Here is a 24509-nt window from a genome sequence, read left to right as displayed (position 1 = left end):
GCCGACACCTCCTATGGTGTGGAGAATATAACGACCGGCTCCGTCGTCGCGCCGGCGGACACGCAGAAGGTATTGCCGCAAAGCCGCACGGAAATGCAGCTGTCCTTTGCGCCGCTGGTCAAGCAGACGGCAAACGCGGTGGTGAACGTCTATGCTGAAAAGACGGTCGAGCGCCGCTCGCCCTTCGCCGACGATCCGTTCTTCGAGCAGTTCTTCGGCCAACAGATGCCGAACCGCTCGGAAAAGCAGTCGTCGCTCGGCTCCGGTGTCATCGTCGGCAAGAACGGCATCGTCGTGACCAACAACCACGTGATCGCCGACGCCGACGACATCAAGATCGCACTTGCCGACGGACGAGAATTCGAGAGCACGATCATGCTCAAGGACGACCGGCTGGATCTGGCCGTGCTGAAGATCAAGTCGGACGGCCCGTTCGAAACCATTCCGCTTGGCGATTCCGACGCGGTCGAAGTCGGTGATCTCGTGCTCGCGATCGGCAATCCCTTCGGCGTTGGTCAGACGGTAACGAGTGGCATCGTTTCGGCGCTCGCCCGCAACCAGGTCGTCTCGGGTGATTTCGGCTTCTTCATCCAGACCGACGCGGCGATCAATCCCGGCAATTCGGGCGGCGGCCTGATCGACATGAACGGCCAGCTGATCGGTATCAACACGGCGATCTTTTCGCGCGGTGGCGGCTCCAACGGTGTGGGCTTTGCCATCCCCGCCAATCTCGTGAAAGTCTTCCTGGCATCGGCCGAAGGCGGCAACGGCAGCTTCACGCGGCCGTTCATTGGCGCAAGCTTTGAGCCGGTGACGTCGGAGGTCGCAGATGCGCTCGGGCTCGACCGGGCAAGGGGCGCGCTGGTGAGTTCGGTGATCGAAGGCGGACCGGCTGAAAAGGCAGGCATGAAGCCGGGCCAGGTGATCGTCGCGGTCAACGGCATCCCGGTGGAACATCCGGACGCGCTCGGTTACCGCCTGACGACAGTCGGCATTGGTCATGAGGCCAAGGTTACCGTGAGCGAGGGTGGCAAGGCCCGCGACCTGTCGTTGACGCTATCCGGAGCCCCGGAAACGTCGCCGCGCGACGAGCGGCTGATCGAGGGGCGCAATCCTTTCGCCGGCGCCGTGGTCGGCAATCTCTCGCCGCGCCTGGCCGACGAACTGCACATGTCGACCTCGTCGCAGGGTGTGGTGATCACGCAGATCAACCGTGGATCGCCGGCCGCTCGCGTCGGCTTCCAGCCCAAGGATATCGTCATTGCCGTCAATGGCACGCCGATCGACAAGTCGGCCACGCTCGAGGCGATCACCCAGGACGATCCGTCTCTGTGGCGCGTCGAGATCGAACGCGACGGCCAGCGCATCCGCCAGTTTTTCCGATGAGCGACCTGTTTTCCCCAATCGAACCCGCAGGCATGAGCGAGAAACGACCGCTGGCCGATCGGCTGCGGCCGAAGACTTTGGCGGAGGTCACCGGCCAGGCGCATCTGACAGGCGAGGACGGTGTTCTCGCCCGCATGATCTCCTCCGGCTCGCTCGGGTCGATGATCTTCTGGGGACCACCGGGAACGGGCAAGACGACGGTTGCCCGGCTGCTGTCGGGGGAGGCAGGACTTGCCTTTGAGCAGATATCGGCGATTTTCTCCGGCGTTGCGGATTTGAAGCGTGTGTTCGAAACGGCCCGTGCCCGCCGCATGTCCGGGCGGCAGACCCTGCTTTTCGTTGATGAGATCCATCGCTTCAATCGCGCCCAGCAGGACAGCTTTCTGCCGGTCATGGAAGACGGCACGGTCATTCTGGTCGGGGCCACGACGGAAAACCCGTCCTTCGAGCTCAACGCCGCTCTTCTGTCGCGCGCCCGTGTCCTGACGTTCAAGCCGCATGACGAAGCGAGCCTTGCCGAATTGCTGGCACGCGCCGAACAGGTGGAGGGAAAGCCGCTGCCGCTCGATGCAGATGCCCGCGCCAGCCTGGTGCGCATGGCCGACGGCGATGGGCGGGCCGTGCTGACGCTTGCCGAAGAGGTTTGGCGCGCCGCGCGCAAGGACGAGGTGTTCGACGCCAACGCCGTGCAGGAGATCGTCCAGCGTCGCGCGCCGGTCTATGACAAGGGGCAGGACGGCCACTACAATCTGATCTCCGCCCTGCACAAATCGGTGCGCGGCTCGGACCCTGACGCGGCCCTCTACTATCTTTGCCGCATGTTCGACGCCGGCGAGGATCCGCTCTATCTCGGACGGCGGCTGGTGCGCATGGCGGTGGAGGATATCGGCCTTGCCGATCCGCAGGCACTGGTGATCTGCAATGCCGCCAAGGATGCCTATGACTATCTCGGTTCGCCGGAGGGCGAATTGGCGCTGGCGCAAGCCTGCGTCTATCTCGCGACCGCGCCGAAGTCGAACGCCGTCTATACCGCCTACAAGTCCGCCATGCGCGCGGCGAAGGAAAACGGCTCGCTGCTGCCTCCGAAGCACATCCTCAATGCGCCGACCAAATTGATGAAGGGCGAGGGCTATGGCGACGGCTATCGTTACGACCACGACGAGCCGGACGCGTTTTCGGGCCAGGACTATTTCCCGGAGACGATGGGCCGCAAGATTTTCTACGATCCACCCGAGCGTGGTTTCGAGCGCGATATCCGCAAGCGCCTCGAATGGTGGGCAAAGCTCAGGAAAGAGCGTGGCCAATAGGACAGATCAGCCATGCAGGCCGGGCTCTTGCAGGCGTCAAGCCGGGATGGCATAGATTGCCCATGCAGACGGCTGCACGGGATCAAGCCATTGTTTGATAACCGAACATCCGCGAGGACGGCCTCGCTCCCTTGAACGGAGTTAAATCGTGGCCTGGATCATTCTTTTCCTCGCAGGACTTCTCGAAATCGGCTGGGCGATCGGCCTCAAATACACCGACGGCTTTACCAGGCTGGTGCCGACGGTTTTGACCGCGACCTCTATGGTGGCAAGCGTCGTTCTGCTTGGTATCGCGGTCAGGACCCTGCCACTCGGTACGGCTTATGCCGTGTGGACCGGCGTCGGTACGGTCGGAACGGTCACTCTCGGCATCGTGCTTTTCGCCGAACCGGCGACCGCCATCCGCCTTGGCTGCATCTCGCTGATCATTGCCGGCATCGCCGGGTTGAAGCTGACGGCCTGAATCTTTCCCGTCCATTGAATTTGCGATCACACTGCGACAGGACCGGCGCGGTGGGATCGCCATCCTGAGTGCGATGTCCTCAGCGCAACGCGTCGAGCGTCGCCGTGGCCGCCTGCATGTCCTGCCAGCGATTCTCGCGACGCTGAAAGGCTTCCTCGTCTGTGCCCCAATGCTCGATTTGCCAGTCCTCGTCGAGATGGGCGAGCGCCCAGGCTTCCTCAGCCGAAAGGTGTTTCTCGGCGAAGGCGATGGCCAGCAGGGCGGACCCCGTGAGGGTCGTGATCGTATGCAGGCAGGCAAGGCAGAGCGGCGTCGCATAGGCGCGCAGCGCCTTGGCATAGGCGTCGATCGCCGCACCCGGCTGTGTCTGATGAACCACACCTTCAGCAAGGATGAAACGTGCGTCGAGTTTTTCGGCGGCCCAGGAAATCACCGGATCCCATCGTTCGGTCTGCCGGGCCACCAGCCCTTCCGGCTCGCTGGCGCGGTAGCACAGGAGATCGGTCCCTGCGAAATTCAGAATGTCATCGAAAACACCTCGAATATCCTTCGCGACGCCGTCGATTGCAGTGTTGGCAAGCCGCGTGACGGGCATTGTCGCGGGATTGATCACGTCCTTCTGAGCATCCCATTCGGCGGCCAGCAGTTCAGCGGCGCGCGCCGTCGGCGCGGTCAACGGGTGCTTCGCCGGCGTGCGGACCGTGCGGCCGTCGAGCAGGACCGCGTGTCGACCGTCTTCGGCAGGACCGATGCTGACGGTCGTGTAGAATCGCTTGGGCAGCGGCTTCAGCATCTGTATCTGAGCGCGGCGCACGGGATCCGGGTCGCTGAGCGCGCCCGTCAGATCATCGCGAATATCAGGCATGATATGTCTCCATCCATTCCAGAATATCGGTCGGAGCCTGGGCGATATGATCAGCGCCGGCGTCGATAAGCTCGGACACAGTGGCGTATCCCCATGCAACACCGATCGCTGCAGCGCCGGCGCTCTTCGCCATCTGCATGTCGTAGATCGCGTCGCCGATGACGATGGTATCCTTCGGGTCGATACCGGCCTCAAAGCAGCACTCCGTCACCATTGCCGGGTGCGGCTTCGACGGGCAGTCGTCGGCCGTTCGAGAAACGAAGAATGTCTTTTCGTAACCGTTACTTGCACAGATCTGATCAAGTCCGCGCCGTGACTTTCCCGTTACGGCACCCAGAATAAGCGAATCGCGTGCCGAAAGCGTGGCAAGAAGGCTCGCGATCCCGGGAAAGAGCGGCTCGCGGAAATCCATCTCGGCCCGGACACCACCATAGATCTTCTTGTAGTGCGCGGTCATCGCAAGCGCGCGGTCATCCACATGTGGCTGGTTCATCAGCCGCGCAATGGCGATATCGAGCGTCAGCCCGATGATACCCTTCGTCGCGTCGAGCGAGACGCGGGCAAGGCCGAAGTCCTCGAAGGTGCGGGCCATGACCTCGTGGATCAGGCCGGCGCTATCGACCAGCGTGCCGTCGCAATCGAACAGTACGAGCTTCATCAGGCTTGGTCTTCCTCGGCGCTGGCCATGTCGAAGCCGATCAGGTTCCAGCTCTGGACCATGTGCTGCGGCATGGGGGCGCTGATTTTCAGCCGCCCGCCGTCCGGATGCGGAATGTCGATGTGGCGCGCATGCAGATGCAGGCGGTTCTGGACGCCGCCGGGAAATGACCAGCTCGGCTCGGCCTCGAAATATTTGGGATCGCCGATGATCGGATGGCCGATATGGGCGGCGTGGACGCGCAGCTGATGCGTGCGGCCGGTATAGGGCTCCATCTCCAGCCAGGCAAAATTCTGGCCGGCCTGCTCGACGATGCGGTAGTAGGAAATGGCGTGGTCGGCGCCGTCTTCGCCGTGCTTGGCGATCCGCATCCGGTCGCCGTCCGGCGTCTGTTCCTTGACCAGCCAGGTGGAGATCTTGTCTTCGCGCTTGCGGGGTACGCCTTTCACCAGTGCCCAGTAGGTCTTCTTGGTATCGCGTTCGCGAAAAGCCGCGGTCAGCTTCTGCGCGGCGCCACGGGTGCGGGCGACAACCAGCACGCCGGAGGTATCGCGGTCGAGCCGGTGCACGAGGCGCGGTTTCTCGCCCTTCGGGCTGGTCCAGGCTTCGAGCATCTCGTCGATATGGCGGTTGACGCCGGAGCCGCCCTGGACGGCGATGCCTGGCGGCTTGTTGAGAACGATGACCTTGGCGTCTTCATGCAGCAGCATGCGCGACAGGAGCTCGTGATCTGAGGCATGGCGCAGGTCGCGGCCGGCGATCGGGCCGGTCTTCGCCTTGGCATCGAAATCCATCGGCGGGATGCGGACGACCTGGCCTGGCTGGACACGCGTGTCCGATTTGACGCGGCCGCCATCGACGCGAACCTGGCCGGAACGCAGAAGCTTCTGCAGCGGACCGAAGCCAAGGCCGGGATAGTGGACCTTGAACCAGCGATCGAGCCGCATGCCGGCCTCGTCGGATTCCACTTGTCTGTGTTCAATGCCCGCCATGATATGTTCTTACCTGCATCCAATTGCGATCGCGCCTCGACAAGGGTGCCGACCGGAAATCCTGCGCAAACTGATATGACAGAGCAGGCCGGTCCCGCATGGACGCGCGGCGCTCTGAGACGGACGCTTTAGACCATTGCGCGCATAAGGGCCAGCCCGGCAAACACGGCGATTGCTGAAAGAAGCACGCTGGCGCCCACATAAATGACTGCTGTGACCGGCTCGCCGCGTTCGAGGAGCGTGATCGCATCGAGCGAGAAGGCGGAGAAGGTCGTATAGCCGCCGAGAATGCCGGTGATCAGGAAAACACGCATCTCGGTCGACGCGCCGAATTTGCGTGCGATCGCTTCCGCCAAGGCGCCGATCAGAAAGGATCCCGTAACGTTGACGGTGAGCGTTCCCCAGGGAAAGGACGGTCCGAAACCGCGCAATGTCCAGAGCCCGACAAGGTAGCGGAGCACGGAACCGAGGGCGCCACCGGCGGCAACGAGGAGGATATGTGTCATGGAAACCGCCATAGCCGAAACCGGCAGGACAGGGAAGGAGGCTACTTAGAAGCATCTCATGATTAAAGGTGTTAGCGCTGATTTTTAATGCAAGCGGTATCGCTTTGAGACGCCAGCGCAAAACCATTCTTTAACGCGCAACACCTAATATACGGTTCCCGCGGGCAAGGAACTCGAAGAGACTGGAATGACGAAACTGAAGTTCAGCTTTACCCACTATGATCTCAAGCAGCAGCGCGCCGGCGTTACCATCGAGATCACGCTCAGCGCCGTAGCCAATGTCCGGCTGATGACGGAGAACAATTTCGCGCTTTACAAGCAGGCGATGAAGCACCAGTTCGTCGGCGGCGTGGCGCGCAAGTCGCCACTCCGGCTGACCATCCCGCAATCCGGCCACTGGCACCTCGTCGTCGACATGGAAGGCCATCACGGTCAGAGCAATTCGAGTATCCGGATGATCGAGACCGCGGCTCCGGCCCGGTTCCAGTCGGCGTCCTGAAGGAATTGCGATAGCCGCGCCGTGTGGCATGGCGCGGCTATCAGGTATCGCTGGCTAAAGCTCAGGCCAGCCGCTCGGCGTGCCACTTCAGATGATCGTCCATGAACGACGAAATGAAATAGTAGGAGTGGTCGTAACGCTCGTGCATCCGAAGCGTCAGATCGATGCCGGTGCCCTTGATAGCGTCCTCGAACAGCCAGGGGCGTAGGCCGTTTTCCAGGAAATTGTCGGCCTTGCCCTGGTCGATGAGGAACTCCGGAAAACGGGCGCCGTCCTTCACCAGTGCGCAGGCGTCATATTGCCGCCAGCTAGTCTTGTCCTCGCCGAGGTATTTTTCGAAGGCTCCGATTGACCAGTCGGCCGTTGAGGGCTCGACGATCGGCGCGAAGGCCGAACAGCTCTTGAAGCGCTGAGGGTCCTTCAGCGCGATCGTCATGGCGCCATGGCCGCCCATCGAATGACCGAAGATGCCCTGGCGGTCCATGTCGACGCGGAAATGCTGGCCGATGAAAGCGGGCAGTTCCTGGGTGACGTAAGTGTACATCCGGTAGTTCTCGGCCCAGGGCGTCTCTGTCGCATCGAGATAGAAACCTGCGCCCTTGCCCATCTGCCAGTTAGTCAGCTCGTCCGGCACATCGTTGCCGCGCGGGCTTGTATCGGGGCAGACGATGATCAGGCCGAGTTCGGCAGCCATGCGGCGGTACTCGCCCTTTTCCATCACGTTCGCATGGGTGCAGGTGAGGCCGGAGAGATACCAGACGACCGGGCAAGGTGCGGAAATCGCCTGCGGCGGAACATATACCGCGAAGGTCATTTCGGTCTTGCAGGACTGCGATGCGTGCGAAAAGACGCCCTGCATGCCGCCAAAGGCGGTGTTCTGGGAAAGGACTTTCAAGCTGTGCTCCTTTGAAGCTGATAGTGCCGCTATGCCAGCGAGACCACTGCGTTGACCGCAGCCGCCACCAGCACCGTGTTGAAGAAGAAGGATACGACCGCGTGCCCGAGATTGATCTTTCGCATGGCAGTCGAGGAAATGACGATATCGGAGGTCTGTGCCGTCATGCCGATGACGAAGGCGAAGTAGAGGAAGTCGTAGCCGCCCGGCTCTGCCGTACCTGGAAAATCGAGACCGTGGCCGTCGCCCCCGTCATCCCCCATTTCCGGACTCCAATAGCGATGCGCGTAATGCATCGCCGCCATCGTATGGATGGTCAACCAGCCAAGCGCGACCGAGGCAAAAGCGAGCATAAGTTCGACCACAGTCTCGGTACCGCCGGCATTCAGCACCTGGAACAGTGAAACGATGGAAACGCCGGCGGCGATGAGCGTGACCGCAAAAATGACGATCGCGGGCTGGTCGGTCCCGGCAGCGTTGCGTTTCAGATGGGCTCCCGTCAATTTCGGCAGACGTCGGGCGATGAGAGCCAGATAGATCGAAAAGAACACGACTGCCGAGAGAACCACCGCGAATTTTGGTGCGACAAGCAGACAAACAACAGCAGTGATGACGGCGCAAATGCCGCCCGCGTAAAACGGCGCATGGCGGCGATGGGCGATCTTCCTGTCAGTCTTGCTCATGGACGCTCCCGCGTTTTTTACATCACTAGCGCTGTTTGGCACGGCGGCAAAGCCGGTCGAGCGTTTCGAGAAAAGCGGAGCGATCACGGGGCGAGAAGGCGGCGTTGTAGCCCTTGCTTTCCCCGGTTTCGCGCAGATGCGCACCGAGGTCGCGCATTGCGGTGGCCATGCCGATATTGGTCTTGTCGAAGATTCGTCCCGTTGGCCCCGTCACCTGCGCGCCGGCGGCGACGCACCGGCCGGCCAAAGGAACGTCGGCCGTGACGACGATGTCGCCTTCGCCGGCCCGTTCCGCGATCCAGTCGTCGGCAGCATCGAAACCGGCCGAGACGATGACGTTGCGTATCATCGGGTCGCGGGACGGCCGCAGGCCCGAATTGGCGACGAGGACAACGGGCAGGCCATGTCGCTCGGCAACCTTCAGGATCTCCGGCTTGACCGGACAGGCGTCGGCATCGACGTAGATCGTGCTGCTGGGAGATGTTTCTTCCGACATGGCCGCTATACCCGGATCTTCACTGTTATGGCCGCGCGACCGAATTGCCCGTCGGTTTCAATGCGCTGCTGGCCGGCGTCATGGCCGCTCGAGCGAGCGGCTGCACGTCGCCGTTCCCATAGATTCCGCGCCCCTGAGCGGGTCGCGGAAAACTATCGGCGTAGCCCTAGTAGATCACCACGCTGCGGATGCTCTCGCCGGCATGCATCAGGTCGAAGCCCTTGTTGATGTCCTCGAGCGGCATGGTGTGGGTGATCATCGGGTCGATCTGGATCTTGCCGTCCATGTACCACTCGACGATCTTCGGCACGTCGGTGCGGCCGCGGGCGCCGCCAAAGGCGGTGCCCATCCAGGAACGGCCGGTGACCAGCTGGAACGGCCGCGTGGAGATCTCCTGGCCGGCGCCGGCAACGCCGATGACCACCGACTTGCCCCAGCCGCGATGCGACGATTCCAGCGCCTGGCGCATCACCTTGGTATTGCCGGTGCAGTCGAAGGTGTAGTCGGCGCCGCCGATCGTGTCGCCGTTGCGCTTGGTCATGTTGACCAGATAGGGCACGATGTCGTCGCCGACGTCCTTCGGATTGACAAAATGCGTCATGCCGAATTTTTCGCCCCAGGCCTTGCGGTCATTGTTGATATCGACGCCGATGATCATGTCGGCACCGGCAAGCTTGAGGCCCTGGATGACGTTGAGGCCGATACCGCCGAGGCCGAAGACGATCGCGGTCGCGCCGATCTCGACCTTGGCGGTGTTGATGACGGCGCCGATGCCGGTGGTGACGCCGCAGCCGATATAGCAGATCTTGTCGAACGGCGCGTCGGGATTGACCTTGGCGAGCGCGATCTCCGGCAAAACGGTGAAGTTGGCGAAGGTCGAACAGCCCATATAGTGGAAGATCTTGTCCTTGCCGATCGAAAAGCGGCTCGTGCCGTCCGGCATCAGGCCCTGGCCCTGGGTGGCGCGGATCGAGGTGCAGAGATTGGTCTTGCGCGACAGGCAGGAATAGCACTCGCGGCATTCCGGCGTATAGAGCGGGATGACGTGGTCGCCCTTCTTCAAGGAGGTGACGTCCGGTCCGACATCGACGACGATGCCGGCACCCTCATGGCCGAGGATGGCCGGAAACAGGCCTTCCGGATCAGCGCCGGACAGCGTGAACTCGTCGGTGTGGCAGATGCCGGTCGCCTTGACCTCGACCAGGACTTCGCCAGCTCGCGGGCCCTCCAGCTGAACGGTCATGATTTCCAGTGGCTTGCCGGCCTGAACGGCAACAGCGGCACGTACGTCCATGGTTCTTCTCCCTGAATGAATTGGCGCCACAATCGCAGAGTGGCGTGCGGCGCTCAAGCCGGAATCGGCCGATTTGAGTCGTGATTGTCACATGTCCTGTAGGACGCGGTTGATCTCCATCTCAAGGGCGCAGATCGCTTTTCCTGTCTGTTCGTGCAGTTTCTTCACTTGCGCCAGCTGGTCGCGCAGATGTCCGGAGATGCTGTTGGAGAGATCGTCCTTCGGCGCCTCCCCGATACCGGCGATCAGCCAGGCCGGGCTGACACCAAGCACGCCCGCCAGCGTGAACAACCGGCTGGTGCGGGGCTCCGAGCGGTCGCGTTCCCAGGCGGAAATCGTGTCGCTGCGAACGCCCAGCCGGTCTGCCAGTTCCTGCGCCGACAGGTTCATCGCGTCGCGCGCGCGCCAGATGCGGCCTCCGAGCGTATCATTGTCGCTTGGCCGGCGAATCATCGCTAAAAAGGTATCGGTTGATAAGCGCATCGGTCTCTCCTTTTGCCTTGCTGGCTTGGATGGTCGAGTTCCGGGGCGGCCGCGCTGTTGCGGTCGGATAGTTACTCAGCCAGTCTATATGGCCCTGCACATGACCGGGCACTCCAGCACGCCAAAAATGCCGCCAAAAACGCCTTCGCTTCCATGTCCGACAACGAAGAAATGGGAACTCCTGTTTGAGCACGTCATCTCGCACAACCGGCGCCTCCGCCACCACCGTCATGCAGGGTCTTGCGATCATGCTGTTTGCGATGATCATCCTGCCGTGTATGGACGCGATCGCCAAATACATGGCCGTCTATCAGGGCATGTCGCCGGGGCAGGTGACGTTCTATCGGTTTTTCTTCCAGCTTGTTTCGGTGCTGCCGCTGCTGCTGACGACCGGTGGCCTCAGGGCGTTGAAACCCAGGCGCCTCTGGTTCAATCTGCTGCGCGGCGTCCTGCTTGCGGGCGCGGCGTTGTTCTTCTTCGTCGCAGTCAAATACATGCCGCTCGCCGACGTCTTTGCCATCTATTTCGTCGAACCGTTCATCCTCACCTGCCTTTCGGCCCTGGTCCTGCGCGAAAAGGTCGGGTGGCGGCGGTGGCTTGCCATCATCGTCGGCTTCGGCGGGGCGATGATCGTCATTCAGCCGAGCTTCGAACTCTTCGGCGCGACGTCGTTTCTGCCGGTCTTCTGCGCGTTCCTGTTCGCCTGCTATCTCCTGTTGAACCGGATTGTCGGCAGTGCCGACACGCCGCTCGCGATGCAGACGATCGCCGGCATCGGCGGGTCTCTGTTCATGATCGTGGTGATCGCCGTCGGCCATGGTGCCGGAGCGGTGGATTTCGTCCCGTCGCTGCCGCATTCCCCGCTCGGCTGGGTTCTGGTCATCACCCTCGGCACGATTTCCGGCTACGGCCATCTCCTCGTCGTCAAGGCTTTTCAGGCAGCGCCCGTATCGCTCCTCGCGCCGTTCCACTATTTCGAGATCATCTCGGGGACCGCCTTGGGCTTCCTGATCTTCGGCGAATTTCCGACAGCGTCGAAATGGCTCGGCATCGCGATTATCGTCGGTTCCGGTCTTTTCATGATCTGGCGGGAGCGGCGGGCAGGGCGACTGCATAATTCCATGGAATCGGAAGCGATCTAAGGGCAAACCGCAACTCGAAGTGAGACACCAGGAATGGCAAAAGTTGAATGAATCGTGCAGGCTCTTGTTAACGCCCATTCTTTTCTGAATGGAAAGGGCTTGCGTCTACACTACCTCCAGTTTCATGATGAAACGGGGAGGAGAAAAGATGAGCGAACTTCGTCTTTCTTATCCGGCATGTGCGATCGCCGGGAAGACGCGCTTGACGGCCGAAGATGTCGGCATTCTGCGCGAGCATGTTTTCGAGGCAGGGCTGACGTCGTCGCAGGATGCGATGATCCTTCTGGCGATTAACAGCTCCTGCAGCGAAAAATGTCCCGAATGGCATCACTATTTCCTCGAGACCATGACGGATTTCATCGTTCACCACCTGGATCCACAGGGCGCCATGGACGAACGGAATGCCGATTGGCTGATCGCGATGATCTCGACGCGAGGCGTGATCAATTCGCCCATCGAACTCGATCTGCTGTTTCATGTCATCGATATCTCGTCTCGCATTCCCGACAGCCTTTCGGTCTTCGCGCTGGAACAGGTTCGCCTCGCCGTCATCGACGAGGTTGGCGCCTGGGCAGGAATGCGCGGCAGCAGGCAGCATGGCCTGCAGGCATCGGACGTCATGCGGATCGCCCGGGTGATGAGCGCGATCGCGCGGTCGCGCGGCAACCACCTGACGGCGCGCGAGCGCCGCATGCTCGACAAGATCGGTGTTCTGACGGACCTGCCGGCCCATGATGCGACCGTAGCATAGGCCTTGGAAGCAGGCAGCGGCTCGGTCGCCGTGCATGGCTATGCGACGGACCGGCTGTTCTCCTGAGCCGATCCGTCGTTGACGGTCGGGCCGAAAATGGCCTCGAACGCCTGCCGCAGCTTGATATCGACATCGGCCATCATCACCGGCAGGCCGAGGTCGACGAGGCTGGTGACGCCATAGCCGCGAATGCCGCAGGGCACGATGCCGCCGAAATGATCGAGATCCGGATCGACATTCAGCGAAAGCCCGTGAAAGCTCACCCATTTGCGCAGGCGGATACCGATGGCGGCGATCTTGTCTTCCGCCATCGAGCCATCGGGCAGGGCTGGCCGTTCCGGCCGGCGCACCCAGACGCCGACGCGGTCCTCGCGTCGTTCGCCTTTGACATTCATGCTGGCGAGCGTTTCGATGACCAGGCTTTCGAGTGCGGCAACGAAGGCCCGGACGTCCTGCTTGCGCCGCTTCAGATCGAGCATGACGTAGACGACGCGCTGTCCCGGTCCGTGATAGGTGTATTCGCCGCCACGGCCGGTCTGGAACACCGGAAACCGGTCAGGCATCACAAGGTCTGACGCATCGGCGCTGGTGCCGGCCGTATAGAGTGGCGGATGCTCGACCAGCCACACGAGTTCGTCCGCCTCGCCGGCTGAGATTGCCGCTGCCTCGCGCTCCATCGTTTCCACAGCCTCGGCATAATCGACGAGCGAAGGTGCGATTCTCCAGCGCACCGGCGGTAAGCCATCGGCAGAGAAGAATGTCTTTTCAAGGCTTTCGCGTTGCATGGTCGCGGGTAATCCTGTTTGTGCGTGTTTTCTAAATGGTACGCGAAAGGCCAAGAGTCCAGCGTTCTCAGGGGGCGCGAGATCGGCCTGTTGAAATAGTTGCTGTTGCCGTCAACTTTCTGTCATCCTGCTCTTGTGCACCCCAAATGCTTTTGCTACATGCACCCCGCCGGAGCAATCGGGCACCTACCACGATGCGGTCGTGGCGGAATTGGTAGACGCGCAGCGTTGAGGTCGCTGTGGGGCAACCCGTGGAAGTTCGAGTCTTCTCGACCGCACCATTTGGTTTTCGAACCAAGCAAAAAGAGCCTGCTTTTCAGCGGGTTTTTTTATGCCTCTAGAAGGATTTAGCCACTCCTCGCCAGCTTTGCGAAACGCTTTGTCGCGCGCTCGCGCTTCAGCCGTGATAGGCGCTGCAGCCAGAAGATGCCGTCGAGCTGGTCGATTTCATGCTGCAGGCAGATCGACAAGAAGCCGTCCGCTTCTGTTTCCACCACATCGCCGGAAAGCATCTGGTAGCGGACGCGGACCAGACGGGGCCGAACGACGTCTTCGGTAATTCCCGGCATGGAGACACTGCCTTCGGTGTTGGAGACCGTGTCATCGGAAGACCAGGTAATTTCAGGATTGACGTAGATTTTCGGCCCGGATACGGAATCCAGCTCGATCACCGTGAGGCGTTGCAGCACGCCGATATGCGGCGCCGTGATGCCGATGCCCGGCGCTGCGCGCATCGTTTCCAAGAGATCACTGGCAAGAGCGGCGAGATCCGGACCGAACCGTTCCACGGGGGCTGCCGGCATGCTCAGTCGCGCATCGGGAAATCGCAGGATCGATCGTATCGGCAAGGTCGTTCTCCGCGTTTTTTCGGCGACGTCAGAGCTAAACAATTCCTATGATTTTGCAACAGCTTGGGCAAAAGTGATGGCGTGAGCGGTCTGGGGGCGAATCGGATGGTGGACCTCGCCGGTATGTTGGGTTAGCAGGGAGGGGCGGTTGCCTTTCGCAAGGCGTCTGCGACCACCTGTATACGGCATCGCCTTCCTGCTCCCGCCGGACCCTGAGCCGGCGTTTCGGAGGGCTGTAATTCTTTCGAGGGCGGGCACATGAGCAGCACCGGCGATCAGGAAAAAGAGCGCATTGCGATGGACGAGGGTGCCTATGACGGCTCCGATATCTACGCAGAAGACGGGTCGGTGCGCTCCGACTACCTGATGCATGTCGGCGCCGCCATCGCCGATCGCGATCTGCTTTATCTTCGCCAGCATGTGGCCCGCCTGCACGCGTCGGAAATGGGCGACGTGCTGGAAGCGATCCAGGCGGAGCAGCGCCGGGCGCTCGTTTCCCTGCTCGGCGAGGATTTCGACCTTTCGGCACTGACCGAGGTGGACGAGGCGATCCGCCTCGATATCGTCGAACACCTGCCGAACGAACAGATCGCCGCAGCGATCGGCGAGATGGATTCGGACGATGCCGTCTACATTCTGGAAGACCTCGACCAGGAAGACCAGGAAGAAATCCTGTCGAAACTGCCGTTCACCGAACGGGTGCGGTTGCGGCGTTCGCTGGATTATCCTGAAAGCACGGCTGGCCGCCGCATGCAGACGGAATTCGTCGCGGTGCCGCCATTCTGGACCGTCGGCCAGACCATCGACTACATGCGTGAAGATGATGATCTGCCGGAAAGCTTTACGCAGATTTTCGTGATCGATCCGACCTTCAAGCTGGTCGGTGCGCTCGATCTCGACCGCGTGCTTCGCACCAAACGCTCGGTCAAGGTCGAGACGATCATGCGGGAAACCACTCATCCCATCCCGGCCGAAATGGACCAGGAAGAGGCAGCGCAACTGTTCGAGCAATACGATTTGCTCTCCGCCGCCGTCGTTGACGAAAACAACCGCCTCGTCGGCGTCTTGACCATCGACGATGTCGTCGACGTCATCCAGGAGGAAGCCGAAGAAGACCTGATGCGCCTCGGTGGCGTCGGCGACGAAGAACTCTCCGATTCGATCGGCAGTACGTCGCGTTCACGCGTGCCGTGGCTCATGGTCAATCTGCTGACGGCGTTTCTGGCTGCGTCGGTCATCGGGCTCTTCGAAGCGACGATCCAGCAGATCGTCGCGCTTGCCGTGCTGATGCCGATCGTTGCCGGCATGGGCGGCAATGCCGGCTCGCAGACGATGACGGTGACGGTGCGCGCACTTGCCACCCGCGACCTTGACATCCACAACGCCTGGCGCATCGTTCGGCGCGAGGCCGGTGTCGGCCTTTTGAACGGGACGCTGTTTGGCGTGCTGATCGGCATCGTCGCCGGTGCCTGGTTCCAGGACTACAATATCGGCGGCATCATCGCCGCTGCCATGCTGATCAACATGATCGCCGCCGCTCTGGCCGGGATCATGATCCCGCTGCTCCTTGACCGTTTCGGGGCCGATCCCGCCGTCTCTTCGGCGGTTTTCGTCACCACCGTGACGGATGTGACCGGATTTTTCGCCTTCCTCGGGCTAGCAGCCTGGTGGTTCCAGGTCAGCTGATGGTTACGTCAAAAATTTGACTTTTACGTCAAAGTCAATCAGATTGGACAGCCATATATGCGACGGCCTCGTTTCAGGCGGGTTGACCGGCGCGACACTTAAACCGCATCTGCAGTACGGGCGTTTCGCGTCAGGTCTTCAAGCTGCGGTTTCCAGCGAGGCAGGCGTGAACAAATACTATACCATTACGGAACTGACACGGGAATTCGGGATTTCGACCCGCACGCTGCGTTTCTACGAGGATGAGGGGCTCATCCATCCCGAGCGTCGCGGCCGCACCCGGCTGTTCCGCTCGGCCGATCGCCGCCTGATCATGGAAATCCTGCGTGGCCGCCGTATCGGCTTCACAATCGCCGAGATTCGCGAAATCATCCAGGTATACAAGGATCCGCCCGGCGAGGCGGGGCAGCTGCGCCTTTTGATGAAGCGCGTCGAGGAAAAGCGCGAAGAATTGCTGCAGAAGCGCAAGGACATCGAGGAGACACTCGAAGAACTGGGCAATGTCGAGGAAGCCTGCCTGACGCGGCTCGCCGAGATCGGCGTTGGTACCTGAGCGGCTCGGTCTCCTGATGCCGTGTCAAATCCACCGGCTGGTGGCGCGGCAATAGCGCTCGAACTCGAAACCGAAGCGCGACAAAAGATGCAGTTCTTCATTGCGGATCGCGAAAGCGGTCGTCAGGGCGACGGAAGCGCTGGCCAGAATGAAGAACCATGGATTGAGCGTGATCAGGCCGAAACCCACCATCATGACCGTGTAGCCGAGATAGATCGGATTGCGGGTATAGCGGAACGGCCCGCAGGTCACGAGATGCGACGAACACCGGTGCGGCAGAACGGCGGTGTGCCGCTCGATCAGCGTCTTCATCGCCCAGATATCCAGCGACACTGCGACGAGGACGAGGGCCGCGCCGGCAAGTGAGGGCAGCCACCCGCGACTGTGAACGACGGAAATCGGCACCAAACGCCCCAAGCTGACAGCGGCCAGCATGGCAGCCGCATAGAGAACGGGTGGCCAGGGGTATGTTAGCGGCTTGGCGCGATAGGCGTTCATGTCTATTCCTTCGCTTGTGCGTCCACGGTGCATTGACCGGCGATGCGCGCAATGCGCTCGTCGGTGTTGATGTCGATTTTGCCGACGTTCAGCGGCTCGAACAGATTTTCGTCCATCAGCCTGTCTAGCGTACAGCCACAGAACTTCGCGCAGATGGCGGCGGTTTCCTGTTTGCTGCAGGTCACCTCGCAATTGGCGCGGAAGGCCTCGACCGGGTCCGGCTTGGCCGCGGGAAAACCGAGAGAGAAGAGATAGACGAGTGCCAACAGCAGCGGCTGATGCAGAAGGTAGATGATGAGACTGTGGCGGCCGGCCGTGGTCAGCAGTGCTTTCCACCGCGCGCTGCCGTCGGTGCGCAATTTGTCGAACCATCCAAAGCCCGTTGCGATGCGCGCCGCCGCAATGCCCGCAAGGAACGGTGCAAGCCACGGAAGCAGCGGCACGTAGTCGTTCGAGCGGGGTAATGTTTCCGACAGGCCAACCCATAAAAGCGCCGGCGTGTCGAAGACCGCCGAGCGCAGGTAGAGCGGTGCCGCGAAGGCAGCGACCGCCGCTGCCAGCGTCAGGAGGGCGGGCAGTCGCAGGAAAATCAGGCCGATCAGGCTCGCCGCGGCGATCGAATGCAGGATGCCGAAGAAGATGAAGCTGTCGGGAAATGTAAACCAGGTGACGCCGGTGATGGCGAGGGCGGCGGCCGCTATTTTGGCAAAGCGGATGGCGAAGGAGCGGGCGCGGACGGCGGGGTAGTGCCCGAGCACGAGGCTGACGCCGGCCAGAAACAGGAAACTGCCGGCGATCAGCCGGGCATACATCTTGAATGCACCGGTTCCGACGGTGCCCGGTTCAAGATAGCCGAAGAGTTCCAGGTCCCAGGAAAAATGATAGGTCGCCATGGCGATCAGGGCGACACCGCGCAGGGCATCGATCGCCCAGATCCGGCCCCCTTTTTCGGTTGTTGCCGGTGGCGTCGCCCCGGTGTCGCTTGCGGAAACTGCGTTGGTAATCGACATGGCTCTATCTTTTCCAATCATCGGAACATACATGCGCGAGCTTGCGCGAGGCGCAATGCTTCGCGGCGCTATTTTGCGGATTTCAGCGGTTTGTGTCGTCAAGCAGCGCTTGGCGCGCTTCCGAATAGAATTGCCGCCGCGTCAGGACGAAGATGACGAAGACGGTCAGGGCGATGAAGACATAGGGGCTGACAAACCAGCCGAGATAGCCGATCGACAGGAAGATGCTGCGCAGGCCGGCATTGAAATGCTTGGCGGCAAGGATGTTCATCCTGACCGCCCGCCCGGCCGCGCGTTCGGCCCCGGCGCGATCCTCATGCATGTCCGACATCATCGGAATGCCGCCTATCAGGATCGAGCAGTAATTGAACAGGCGGTAGGACCAGGCGAACTTGAAGAAGGCATAGGCGAACAGGCAGGCAAGGCCGCCGACCTTCAGCTCGAAGGCACTGCGCCCGCCACGGAAGACGTAGGGCAGGTCGTTCATGATCCTCTGGACCTCGTCCGTGGCACCGAGCAAGGCAAAACAGCCGCCGAGCGCGAAGATCGTCGTGGACGCGAAGAAGGCCGTGCCTGCCTGTAGTCCGGCGACGATCTGGGTATCGATCATCTTCAGGTCGCGATTGAGCGAATTGAGGATCCACCGGCGGCGGTTCTCCATCATCAGCCGCGTTAGGCCGATGCGTTTGAGCAGCACCTTGCCGTCCGTCGCCCAATTGTATCCAGTCCACAGGAGCGCGAAAATGGCCAGTGCGATATAGTCGGTAAATGTCATGCTTCCGTTTTTGGCATGGTTTGCCGAAATTGCAAGGCACTGCAAAAGTTCGCCATGCATCTTGAAATCCGCTCCCGTGCATGGCGACTTATATGTAAGGAATCACGGCGCCGGGAAAGCGACGGCGCGCCGTGTCGCACGCGCGGTTGCGGATGTCGGTCGGTCGCCGGACGGCGGGCGCAGGATAGCCTAGTTTCGTCGATATGATTGTGGTCCGGCAGTGTTTCCGGCCAACCAGTGCCCAGGGCGGAGTTCGAATGTTTCTTTCGGTTTTTGACGTCTTCAAGATCGGTATCGGTCCTTCAAGCTCGCACACCATGGGCCCGATGTCGGCTGCGAACCGCTTTCTCGACCTGATCCTGTCGAGCGACTGGCCGCGGCCGGCCAACGCTGCCGTTGCCTCGATCAAGTCGAGCCTGCACGGTTCTCTCGCCTTTACCGGCGTCGGCCATGGCACGGGCAGGGCGGTGATCCTCGGCCTGATGGGCGAGCGCCCCGATCAGGTCGATCCCGATCGCATGGATGAGATCATCGAAACGGTCGAGCGCACCGGCCGCATCACGCCGCCCGGACATCCGGCCTATGATTTCCAGCCGAAGGCCGACCTCGTCTTCGACAAGAAGGTGCCCCTGCCGGGCCACGCCAACGGTATGTCCTTCTCTGCCTTCGACAAGGACGGGCGGCTCTTGTTGAAGCGCGTCTATTATTCCATCGGTGGCGGGTTCGTCGTCACCGACACGGAACTGGAGGCGATGAAGGCGAGCAAGTCCAAGCCGGGCGGCGTCAAGGTTCCCTATCCCTTCGCAACGGCCAAGCAGATGCTGGAGATGGCGGCGCGCTCCGGCCTGTCGATCGCCCAGATGAAGCGGGCGAATGAGGAATGTTCGATGTCGCGGGAGGAGCTCGACGAGGGCCTCGACCGCATCTGGGCGGCGATGAAGAGCTGCATCGACCGCGGCCTGACCGGTGGCGGGATACTGCCCGGCGGGCTGAAGGTGCGCCGCCGCGCCGCCATGATCCATGATAAGCTGCAAGACGAATGGCGCTCGAACAAGGTCAATCCGCTGCTCGCCAACGACTGGCTGAGCGTCTATGCGATGGCGGTCAACGAGGAGAACGCCGCAGGCGGTCGGGTGGTGACATCGCCGACCAACGGCGCGGCTGGCGTGGTTCCCGCCACGATCCGTTATTACCTGCATTTTCACGACGATGCGGATCATCATGGTATTCGCGACTATCTTCTGACCGCGGCCGCGATCGGCGGCATTATCAAGTTCAACGCCTCGATCTCCGGTGCCGAGGTTGGCTGTCAGGGCGAGGTCGGCTCGGCCTCCGCGATGGCGGCGGCCGGTCTTGCTGCCGTGATGGGGGGCACGCCGGAGCAGATCGAGAACGCCGCGGAAATCGCGCTCGAACATCATCTCGGCATGACCTGCGATCCGATTGCCGGCCTCGTGCAGGTGCCCTGCATCGAGCGCAATGCGCTCGGCGCGGTCAAAGCCGTCACGGCAGCATCGCTGGCGATCAAGGGCGATGGCCAGCATTTCGTGCCGCTGGATGCCTGCATCGAGACGATGCGCCAGACAGGGGTCGATATGCACGATAAATACAAGGAAACCTCGACAGGCGGTCTCGCCGTCAACGTCGTGGAGTGCTGAGCAGTCTCGTATTGTGGAGCGGTCAAGAACAAGCTTGACCGCGATGGGCGACTGGGTGTTCAACTCCGGCCATGGCCTTGCATCTCATCAAGCTCTGCGTCGGCGCGGAATCGATCGAAGACCTTCGCGAATGGGTTTCGCGGCGGGCGCTGACGGCGATAGCCGCCGGCCTCGAGCCACACTCCTCCCACACAACCCGCATGGTTCCGAAACGCGTCGAGGAACTGCTCGATGGCGGATCGCTCTATTGGGTGATCAAGGGGCAGGTGCAGGCGCGCCAGCGGCTGACCGGCATCGAGACGTTCACAGACGCCGACGGCATCGGCCGCTGTAATCTTATTCTCGGCCCCGAAGTGATCGAAACGGCCTACCAGCCGCGCCGCGCCTTCCAGGGCTGGCGCTATCTGGAGGACAAGGACGCGCCGCGCGATCTGACTGCCTTGGGCGGCGCGACGGAAATGCCACTTGAGCTGCGGCGGGAACTCGCAGAGCTCGGCCTTCTTTGATTTGAGGCCTGCTTACTCTTCTCCCCCGGCGGAGAGAAGGTGGTGCGAAGCGCCGGATTTCGATCCATATGGGACAGCCCGCCCCTTGGGGGAGATGTCACGAAGTGACAGAGACGGGGTATTTCCAGAACTGTCGTGTATCGGGATGCGGTTGCCCTCGTTCACCAGCCGTTGGCCCAGGCCGGCAGCCAATCGTCGAATACGAGCTCGGACAGCTCATCCAACAACGGTGTTATTCGCGAGCGGATCGTCGACACTTATTGCGAAGATGGCTATTGCGAGCGCTCCGTGCAGCGTCGGGTATCCTGCGACGATTGGCGTGGTGGCTGTGCACGTGAGCGACGCCGGCATCATGACCGCTACAATGGCGACGATGATTGATATCGGTAAGCTGTATGGGCGCGCTGCCATCGTTTAGAGCGCGGCGCATTTATCCATTTTCGATGCGACGCGCTTTAGCGGATCTTGATCCGGATCGGATAGCGCCCTGAAGGCGACGTCACATGCACATGGATTTGCGCGGTGGGCTGGGTCGAGCGCCAGGCCCGGGCGCCATGTGTCAGTAGCAGTGTTACCAGATCCTTCGTCTTCGACTTGGGGCGACTGCCGAGTTCGGCAATCCGCATGGCGGCCTCGTGCAGAGGATGCAGGCCGTAGCGCGGCGCCTTCCTCTTCTTGTCCGGTGCGGGCGTCATGCCCGGCCCATTCTCGTTCATTCCCATAACTGACCTCGTTACGCAAAACCAAATCCGAGGAGGACCGCCGGCAAACGCCCGGCGATCGAAACTTCAAAGACGCTATTGCAGGCTCGCCCAGCAGGCGAAACCCTTGCGCTTCAGCGTCTTGCAGGCATTCACGGCCTTGTCCTGATTGGCGAACCCGCCGAAACGCGCCCGATAGAGATGACCCCCGCCGCTGGCAAAGGCCACGGTAAAGGGCGTTGCGCCGCGCAGCGCCTTGCCGCCCTTGTCCTTGGCGTTTTCGAGCAGCGTCATTGCCTGATCCTTGTCCGGCGTCGCGCCGATCTGAATGACCCAGCCGTCAGACGCTGATCCGGTGGCGGCAGGCGTTTCGGCTGCGGCCTTGGCAACGGAATTGGTGATCTGGTTGTCGACAGCGGCCGGGACTGGTGCAGCCTTGGCGATCTTGCGGCTCTGGGCTTCCAGTGTGTTCGGCGCGATGTTCTCGTTCAGCACGGGGTTGGCGCTGACCTTTGCAGGTTCGGCATAGGCGACTTCGATACTCTGGGTGGTTTCGCCGCTGTAGCGGAAATCCGGAACAGGGCCACTGTTCGGCAGATTGAAGCTGCCGCCGGTCGCGGCAACAGCCGCTTCGGCCGGTTGTTCGGCGGCTTGCGCCTGCATGGTTGGTGCGTCGGCCGTTTCCGCGATCAGATCACCGCCGCCGCGGCGTGAGGCCGCCGGCAGGTATTTGGCGACGAGGGCACGCATCTGCGCGTCGCGACTGCCGCCGGACTTGCCGCCGAGCACAACGCCGACAATGCTGCGGCCATCGGCCTGTGCCGATGTCACAAGATTGAAGCCAGCAGCGCGGGTGTAGCCGGTCTTGATACCGTCGACGCCGCGGACATTGCCGAGCAGGCGGTTGTGGTTGCCAATCGTCTGCTTGCCGAAACGGAAGCTGCGCGTTGAGAAGTAGGGATAATACTGCGGGAAATGCTGGCGAAGCGCGATGCCGAGCCGCGCCTGATCGCGCGCCGTCGTCATCTGCGCGGTGTTCGGCAGGCCGTTGGCATTGCGATAGGTGGTGCGGGTCATGCCGAGGGCGCGGGCCTTGTTTGTCATGATCCGGCCGAAACGCTCCTCCGAGCCGCCGAGCAGCTCGCCAAGCGCGGTTGACGCATCATTCGCTGAACGGGTGACCAGGGCGAGGATTGCCTGTTCCACCGTGATCGACTGGCCGGCGCGTACGCCAAGCTTGGACGGCGGCTCCGCCGATGCCCGCTTCGAAAACGGTACCGGTGTGCTCTTGCTGATCTTGCCGGCTTCGAGCGCCTCGAAGGTCAGATAGAGCGTCATCATCTTGGTCAGCGATGCGGGGTAGCGCAGGCTGTCGGCATCCTCGCTATACAGCACCTTTCCGGTCTTGGCGTCGACAACGATGCCGGCATATTGCGCTGCGGCCGCCACGGAAATGGTCGTCAGCGACGCGGCCAGCGACACCAGCAGCACCTGGCAAGCCTTCCGAAAGAATGGGGCAATGGTGCGTTGAACGGAACCGTTGAATATGGATTTGGACACTACACTACTCTTCATTCTTTTTCACAGATGGCGTCCGGGCGTGGCCTCCAGAACGACCGTTCTAAAAACTCTATCGGAATAGCGTTACCAATCGGTTTATGATGAATGATTGGTTTCGTATTCCGCCGCTTGAATTGCATTTCGCTACAAAATCAGCCGCAGGTCTGGCTGAGAAAAATGAAGAGGTGGATAGGGAGTGTCATGGGACGAGCTTGCTATTGACGTAGTTGAGGACGGCCGTGTCGATGGCTTGCCATTGTGGCAGCAATTGGCTCGAAAAGCGGTAAAGCACAACAAGATCGCGACCCGCATGAATATCGCGCTGACAATCGGCGCTGGTGGACATCGCGGGCGTTGCAGGCAGGATGCAGCGCACGGTATACGCGGTGTCTCCATCGCGGTCCGCCGTGAAGAAGACTTCCTGGCCATAACCGGAATTCTCCTTCATCACGTGGCGTTGCAGTCCGGCCGGGCCGGGCAGGGCTGTATCGTCGAAAAGATGCTGGTAGATCGGCTCCAGCCGCCCCGACATGTCGCGCGACATCGTGCTCTGGGAAATTTGAAGAAAGATCAACTTTCCGGGGTGATTGACGTCGTTGAAGAGCGTGCGGGTCTTGTCGGTGTAGCCCTGCATGCCGGGCCAGGTAAGGTAGAGGTCGGCCCGTTCGGCCACGCCGGTCATGCGTTGCTCTTCGAAGCGGATGACGTTGGACGGCAGACGGAGGTGATCCAAGCCGATGAAAATATCGTTGTTTTCGGTACTCGTCGTATGTCCCGCCAGCGCCAGGTTTTCGCCGTACCAGCGCCCGGCAATGCTAATGCCCGCGGTCAACAGGGCCAGGCTGGCGACGACGGCCGTTAGTCCATAGACAAAACGCGCGGAGATCAGCGGTCCGTGATCCTCATCGGTGGCTGCAGGATTGGCTGTCATCGGCGGATCGCAACCTTGCTCTCGTTAACGGAGGGTATAAATTCCAGCCGCATGCGTCCCGAAATGAACCAGCCTCGGCGGCACGGAACTTGCTGATTGGCAGGGTGATCTCAACGCTGCGGCAACATGGTTAATTTTCAATGAATTTTGCGATGATCCTCGTTCTGCTGGCTGCCGGATTTGGCGTCTCTTTCATTGTTCTGGATGTCAGCTGCGGGCCGCCACCACTGGCCGTCCTTGCATCAAATGGTGAGTGACAATTTCCGGCCGTTCGCCATATTCCTGGCACTGTTTGCTGGACCGGCCCTGTTCGTGATGGCGCTGTGGCGGATGCTCTTGTCGGGAGGTGCACGGATCAGCGACGGTGTCGTTGGGGTCGCGATAGCCTGCGCATGGGCTTGCTGCTACGGGCTACTGGTTGTGCAATGCGTCCATTTTGCCGGTCTGCCAGCCCCTGATTTCTGCTGCGATTGCGGCGCGCAAAGAAAAGGCCGGTTCCGGGGACAGCGGAACCGGCCAAAAGGACCTGGTCTGGGACGGGGATTGGGGACTGACCGAAGCCCTTTTCAAACGCGGTC

At 61.4% G+C, this 24509-nt stretch carries 27 protein-coding genes and 1 tRNA gene; 11 read left to right on the top strand and 17 right to left on the bottom strand.

Annotated elements, in window-relative coordinates; translation table 11 throughout:
- The first annotated feature begins 93 nt into the window (after positions 1-93).
- The 3 genes from ACSQ2W_RS18745 (at position 94) to sugE (ending at position 3156) form a co-directional block, all read left to right on the top strand.
- A complete protein-coding gene (locus ACSQ2W_RS18745; RefSeq protein ID WP_436087836.1) occupies positions 94-1386 on the top strand; it encodes a DegQ family serine endoprotease in 1293 nt (430 codons plus the stop codon).
- Complete coding sequence (locus tag ACSQ2W_RS18740) at positions 1383-2693, top strand: replication-associated recombination protein A (protein ID WP_436087608.1); 1311 nt, start codon at positions 1383-1385, stop codon at positions 2691-2693. The genes ACSQ2W_RS18745 and ACSQ2W_RS18740 overlap by 4 nt, the downstream gene beginning before the upstream one ends.
- Positions 2694-2841: 148 nt before the next feature.
- Positions 2842-3156: a quaternary ammonium compound efflux SMR transporter SugE gene (gene sugE, locus ACSQ2W_RS18735; RefSeq protein ID WP_436087607.1), complete on the top strand. Its 315-nt coding sequence runs from the start codon at positions 2842-2844 to the stop codon at positions 3154-3156.
- Between the two features lie 79 nt (positions 3157-3235).
- Here sugE and ACSQ2W_RS18730 read toward each other — a convergent pair whose 3' ends face one another.
- The 4 genes from ACSQ2W_RS18730 to crcB all read right to left on the bottom strand — a co-directional run bounded on the left by ACSQ2W_RS18730 (position 3236) and on the right by crcB (position 6177).
- Positions 3236-4021, bottom strand: a complete 786-nt coding sequence (locus ACSQ2W_RS18730) for an ATP12 family chaperone protein (protein ID WP_436087606.1) — start codon at positions 4019-4021, stop codon at positions 3236-3238.
- Positions 4014-4679 (bottom strand): HAD-IA family hydrolase, encoded by a 666-nt coding sequence (locus tag ACSQ2W_RS18725; RefSeq protein ID WP_436087605.1) that lies wholly within the window; start codon positions 4677-4679, stop codon positions 4014-4016. Before ACSQ2W_RS18725 ends, ACSQ2W_RS18730 begins: the two co-directional genes overlap by 8 nt.
- On the bottom strand, positions 4679-5671 hold the full coding sequence (locus tag ACSQ2W_RS18720; protein ID WP_436087604.1) for an RluA family pseudouridine synthase: 993 nt from the start codon (positions 5669-5671) through the stop codon (positions 4679-4681). The genes ACSQ2W_RS18725 and ACSQ2W_RS18720 overlap by 1 nt, the downstream gene beginning before the upstream one ends.
- A 128-nt stretch (positions 5672-5799) precedes the next feature.
- A complete protein-coding gene (gene crcB / locus ACSQ2W_RS18715) occupies positions 5800-6177 on the bottom strand; it encodes a fluoride efflux transporter CrcB (RefSeq protein WP_436087603.1) in 378 nt (125 codons plus the stop codon).
- A gap of 187 nt (positions 6178-6364) precedes the next feature.
- Between crcB and ACSQ2W_RS18710 the strand changes: the two genes are divergently transcribed.
- Complete coding sequence (locus ACSQ2W_RS18710; RefSeq protein ID WP_436087602.1) at positions 6365-6676, top strand: DUF1883 domain-containing protein; 312 nt, start codon at positions 6365-6367, stop codon at positions 6674-6676.
- Positions 6677-6737: 61 nt separating this feature from the next.
- Here ACSQ2W_RS18710 and fghA read toward each other — a convergent pair whose 3' ends face one another.
- The 5 genes from fghA to ACSQ2W_RS18685 all read right to left on the bottom strand — a co-directional run bounded on the left by fghA (position 6738) and on the right by ACSQ2W_RS18685 (position 10527).
- Positions 6738-7571, bottom strand: a complete 834-nt coding sequence (gene fghA / locus ACSQ2W_RS18705; protein ID WP_436087601.1) for an S-formylglutathione hydrolase — start codon at positions 7569-7571, stop codon at positions 6738-6740.
- Between the two features lie 29 nt (positions 7572-7600).
- Positions 7601-8254 carry a DUF1345 domain-containing protein gene (locus tag ACSQ2W_RS18700; RefSeq protein ID WP_436087600.1) on the bottom strand — a complete coding sequence of 218 codons (654 nt, stop codon included), beginning with the start codon at positions 8252-8254 and terminating at the stop codon, positions 7601-7603.
- A gap of 25 nt (positions 8255-8279) precedes the next feature.
- A complete protein-coding gene (locus ACSQ2W_RS18695; protein WP_436087599.1) occupies positions 8280-8750 on the bottom strand; it encodes a YaiI/YqxD family protein in 471 nt (156 codons plus the stop codon).
- 166 nt (positions 8751-8916) lie between these two features.
- Positions 8917-10044 carry an S-(hydroxymethyl)glutathione dehydrogenase/class III alcohol dehydrogenase gene (locus ACSQ2W_RS18690; RefSeq protein WP_436087598.1) on the bottom strand — a complete coding sequence of 376 codons (1128 nt, stop codon included), beginning with the start codon at positions 10042-10044 and terminating at the stop codon, positions 8917-8919.
- 87 nt (positions 10045-10131) lie between these two features.
- A complete protein-coding gene (locus tag ACSQ2W_RS18685) occupies positions 10132-10527 on the bottom strand; it encodes a helix-turn-helix domain-containing protein (RefSeq protein ID WP_436087597.1) in 396 nt (131 codons plus the stop codon).
- 230 nt (positions 10528-10757) lie between these two features.
- Here ACSQ2W_RS18685 and ACSQ2W_RS18680 point away from each other — a divergent pair, with 230 nt between their 5' ends.
- Together ACSQ2W_RS18680 and ACSQ2W_RS18675 are read left to right on the top strand one after the other, a co-directional pair.
- Positions 10758-11669: a DMT family transporter gene (locus ACSQ2W_RS18680; RefSeq protein ID WP_436087835.1), complete on the top strand. Its 912-nt coding sequence runs from the start codon at positions 10758-10760 to the stop codon at positions 11667-11669.
- 148 nt (positions 11670-11817) lie between these two features.
- Entirely contained in the window at positions 11818-12420 is a 603-nt protein-coding gene (locus ACSQ2W_RS18675; protein WP_436087596.1) for a hypothetical protein, read from the top strand.
- 38 nt (positions 12421-12458) lie between these two features.
- On the opposite strand, the gene lipB is transcribed toward ACSQ2W_RS18675, so the two are convergent.
- On the bottom strand, positions 12459-13205 hold the full coding sequence (lipB, locus tag ACSQ2W_RS18670; protein ID WP_436087595.1) for a lipoyl(octanoyl) transferase LipB: 747 nt from the start codon (positions 13203-13205) through the stop codon (positions 12459-12461).
- Between the two features lie 196 nt (positions 13206-13401).
- On the opposite strand from lipB, the gene ACSQ2W_RS18665 reads away from it, so the two are divergent.
- A tRNA-Leu gene (locus ACSQ2W_RS18665) sits at positions 13402-13486 on the top strand.
- A 66-nt stretch (positions 13487-13552) separates the two neighbouring features.
- On the opposite strand, the gene ACSQ2W_RS18660 is transcribed toward ACSQ2W_RS18665, so the two are convergent.
- Positions 13553-14053: a peptide deformylase gene (locus ACSQ2W_RS18660; protein ID WP_436087594.1), complete on the bottom strand. Its 501-nt coding sequence runs from the start codon at positions 14051-14053 to the stop codon at positions 13553-13555.
- 258 nt (positions 14054-14311) lie between these two features.
- On the opposite strand from ACSQ2W_RS18660, the gene mgtE reads away from it, so the two are divergent.
- Positions 14312-15739: a magnesium transporter gene (gene mgtE, locus ACSQ2W_RS18655; protein WP_436087593.1), complete on the top strand. Its 1428-nt coding sequence runs from the start codon at positions 14312-14314 to the stop codon at positions 15737-15739.
- Between the two features lie 166 nt (positions 15740-15905).
- Positions 15906-16292: a MerR family transcriptional regulator gene (locus ACSQ2W_RS18650; RefSeq protein ID WP_436081637.1), complete on the top strand. Its 387-nt coding sequence runs from the start codon at positions 15906-15908 to the stop codon at positions 16290-16292.
- 24 nt (positions 16293-16316) lie between these two features.
- Here the strand turns inward: ACSQ2W_RS18650 and ACSQ2W_RS18645 are convergent, their stop codons facing one another.
- The 3 genes from ACSQ2W_RS18645 to ACSQ2W_RS18635 all read right to left on the bottom strand — a co-directional run bounded on the left by ACSQ2W_RS18645 (position 16317) and on the right by ACSQ2W_RS18635 (position 18575).
- On the bottom strand, positions 16317-16790 hold the full coding sequence (locus ACSQ2W_RS18645; protein WP_436087592.1) for a methyltransferase family protein: 474 nt from the start codon (positions 16788-16790) through the stop codon (positions 16317-16319).
- Between the two features lie 2 nt (positions 16791-16792).
- The gene (locus tag ACSQ2W_RS18640) at positions 16793-17800 is read right to left on the bottom strand and encodes a heparan-alpha-glucosaminide N-acetyltransferase (RefSeq protein WP_436087591.1); all 1008 of its coding nucleotides are present in this window, start codon (positions 17798-17800) and stop codon (positions 16793-16795) included.
- A gap of 82 nt (positions 17801-17882) precedes the next feature.
- The gene (locus ACSQ2W_RS18635; protein WP_436087590.1) at positions 17883-18575 is read right to left on the bottom strand and encodes a DUF599 domain-containing protein; all 693 of its coding nucleotides are present in this window, start codon (positions 18573-18575) and stop codon (positions 17883-17885) included.
- Between the two features lie 257 nt (positions 18576-18832).
- Here ACSQ2W_RS18635 and ACSQ2W_RS18630 point away from each other — a divergent pair, with 257 nt between their 5' ends.
- Positions 18833-20233: an L-serine ammonia-lyase gene (locus tag ACSQ2W_RS18630; protein WP_436087589.1), complete on the top strand. Its 1401-nt coding sequence runs from the start codon at positions 18833-18835 to the stop codon at positions 20231-20233.
- Positions 20234-20304: 71 nt separating this feature from the next.
- Positions 20305-20739: a DUF1489 family protein gene (locus tag ACSQ2W_RS18625; protein WP_436087588.1), complete on the top strand. Its 435-nt coding sequence runs from the start codon at positions 20305-20307 to the stop codon at positions 20737-20739.
- A 455-nt stretch (positions 20740-21194) separates the two neighbouring features.
- Here the strand turns inward: ACSQ2W_RS18625 and ACSQ2W_RS18620 are convergent, their stop codons facing one another.
- From ACSQ2W_RS18620 to ACSQ2W_RS18610, 3 genes are all read right to left on the bottom strand, one after another.
- Positions 21195-21461, bottom strand: coding sequence for a hypothetical protein (locus ACSQ2W_RS18620; protein ID WP_436087587.1), 267 nt, complete (start codon positions 21459-21461; stop codon positions 21195-21197).
- 75 nt (positions 21462-21536) lie between these two features.
- Positions 21537-23015, bottom strand: coding sequence for a D-alanyl-D-alanine carboxypeptidase (locus ACSQ2W_RS18615; RefSeq protein ID WP_436087586.1), 1479 nt, complete (start codon positions 23013-23015; stop codon positions 21537-21539).
- A 184-nt stretch (positions 23016-23199) separates the two neighbouring features.
- Positions 23200-23931, bottom strand: a complete 732-nt coding sequence (locus tag ACSQ2W_RS18610) for a hypothetical protein (protein WP_436087585.1) — start codon at positions 23929-23931, stop codon at positions 23200-23202.
- Between the last annotated feature and the right edge of the window lie 578 nt (positions 23932-24509).

It is taken from the genome of Pararhizobium sp. LjRoot255, assembly GCF_964252905.1.
In the GTDB taxonomy this organism is placed as follows: domain Bacteria; phylum Pseudomonadota; class Alphaproteobacteria; order Rhizobiales; family Rhizobiaceae; genus Pararhizobium.
This window is presented reverse-complemented; position numbering and strand designations above follow the sequence as displayed.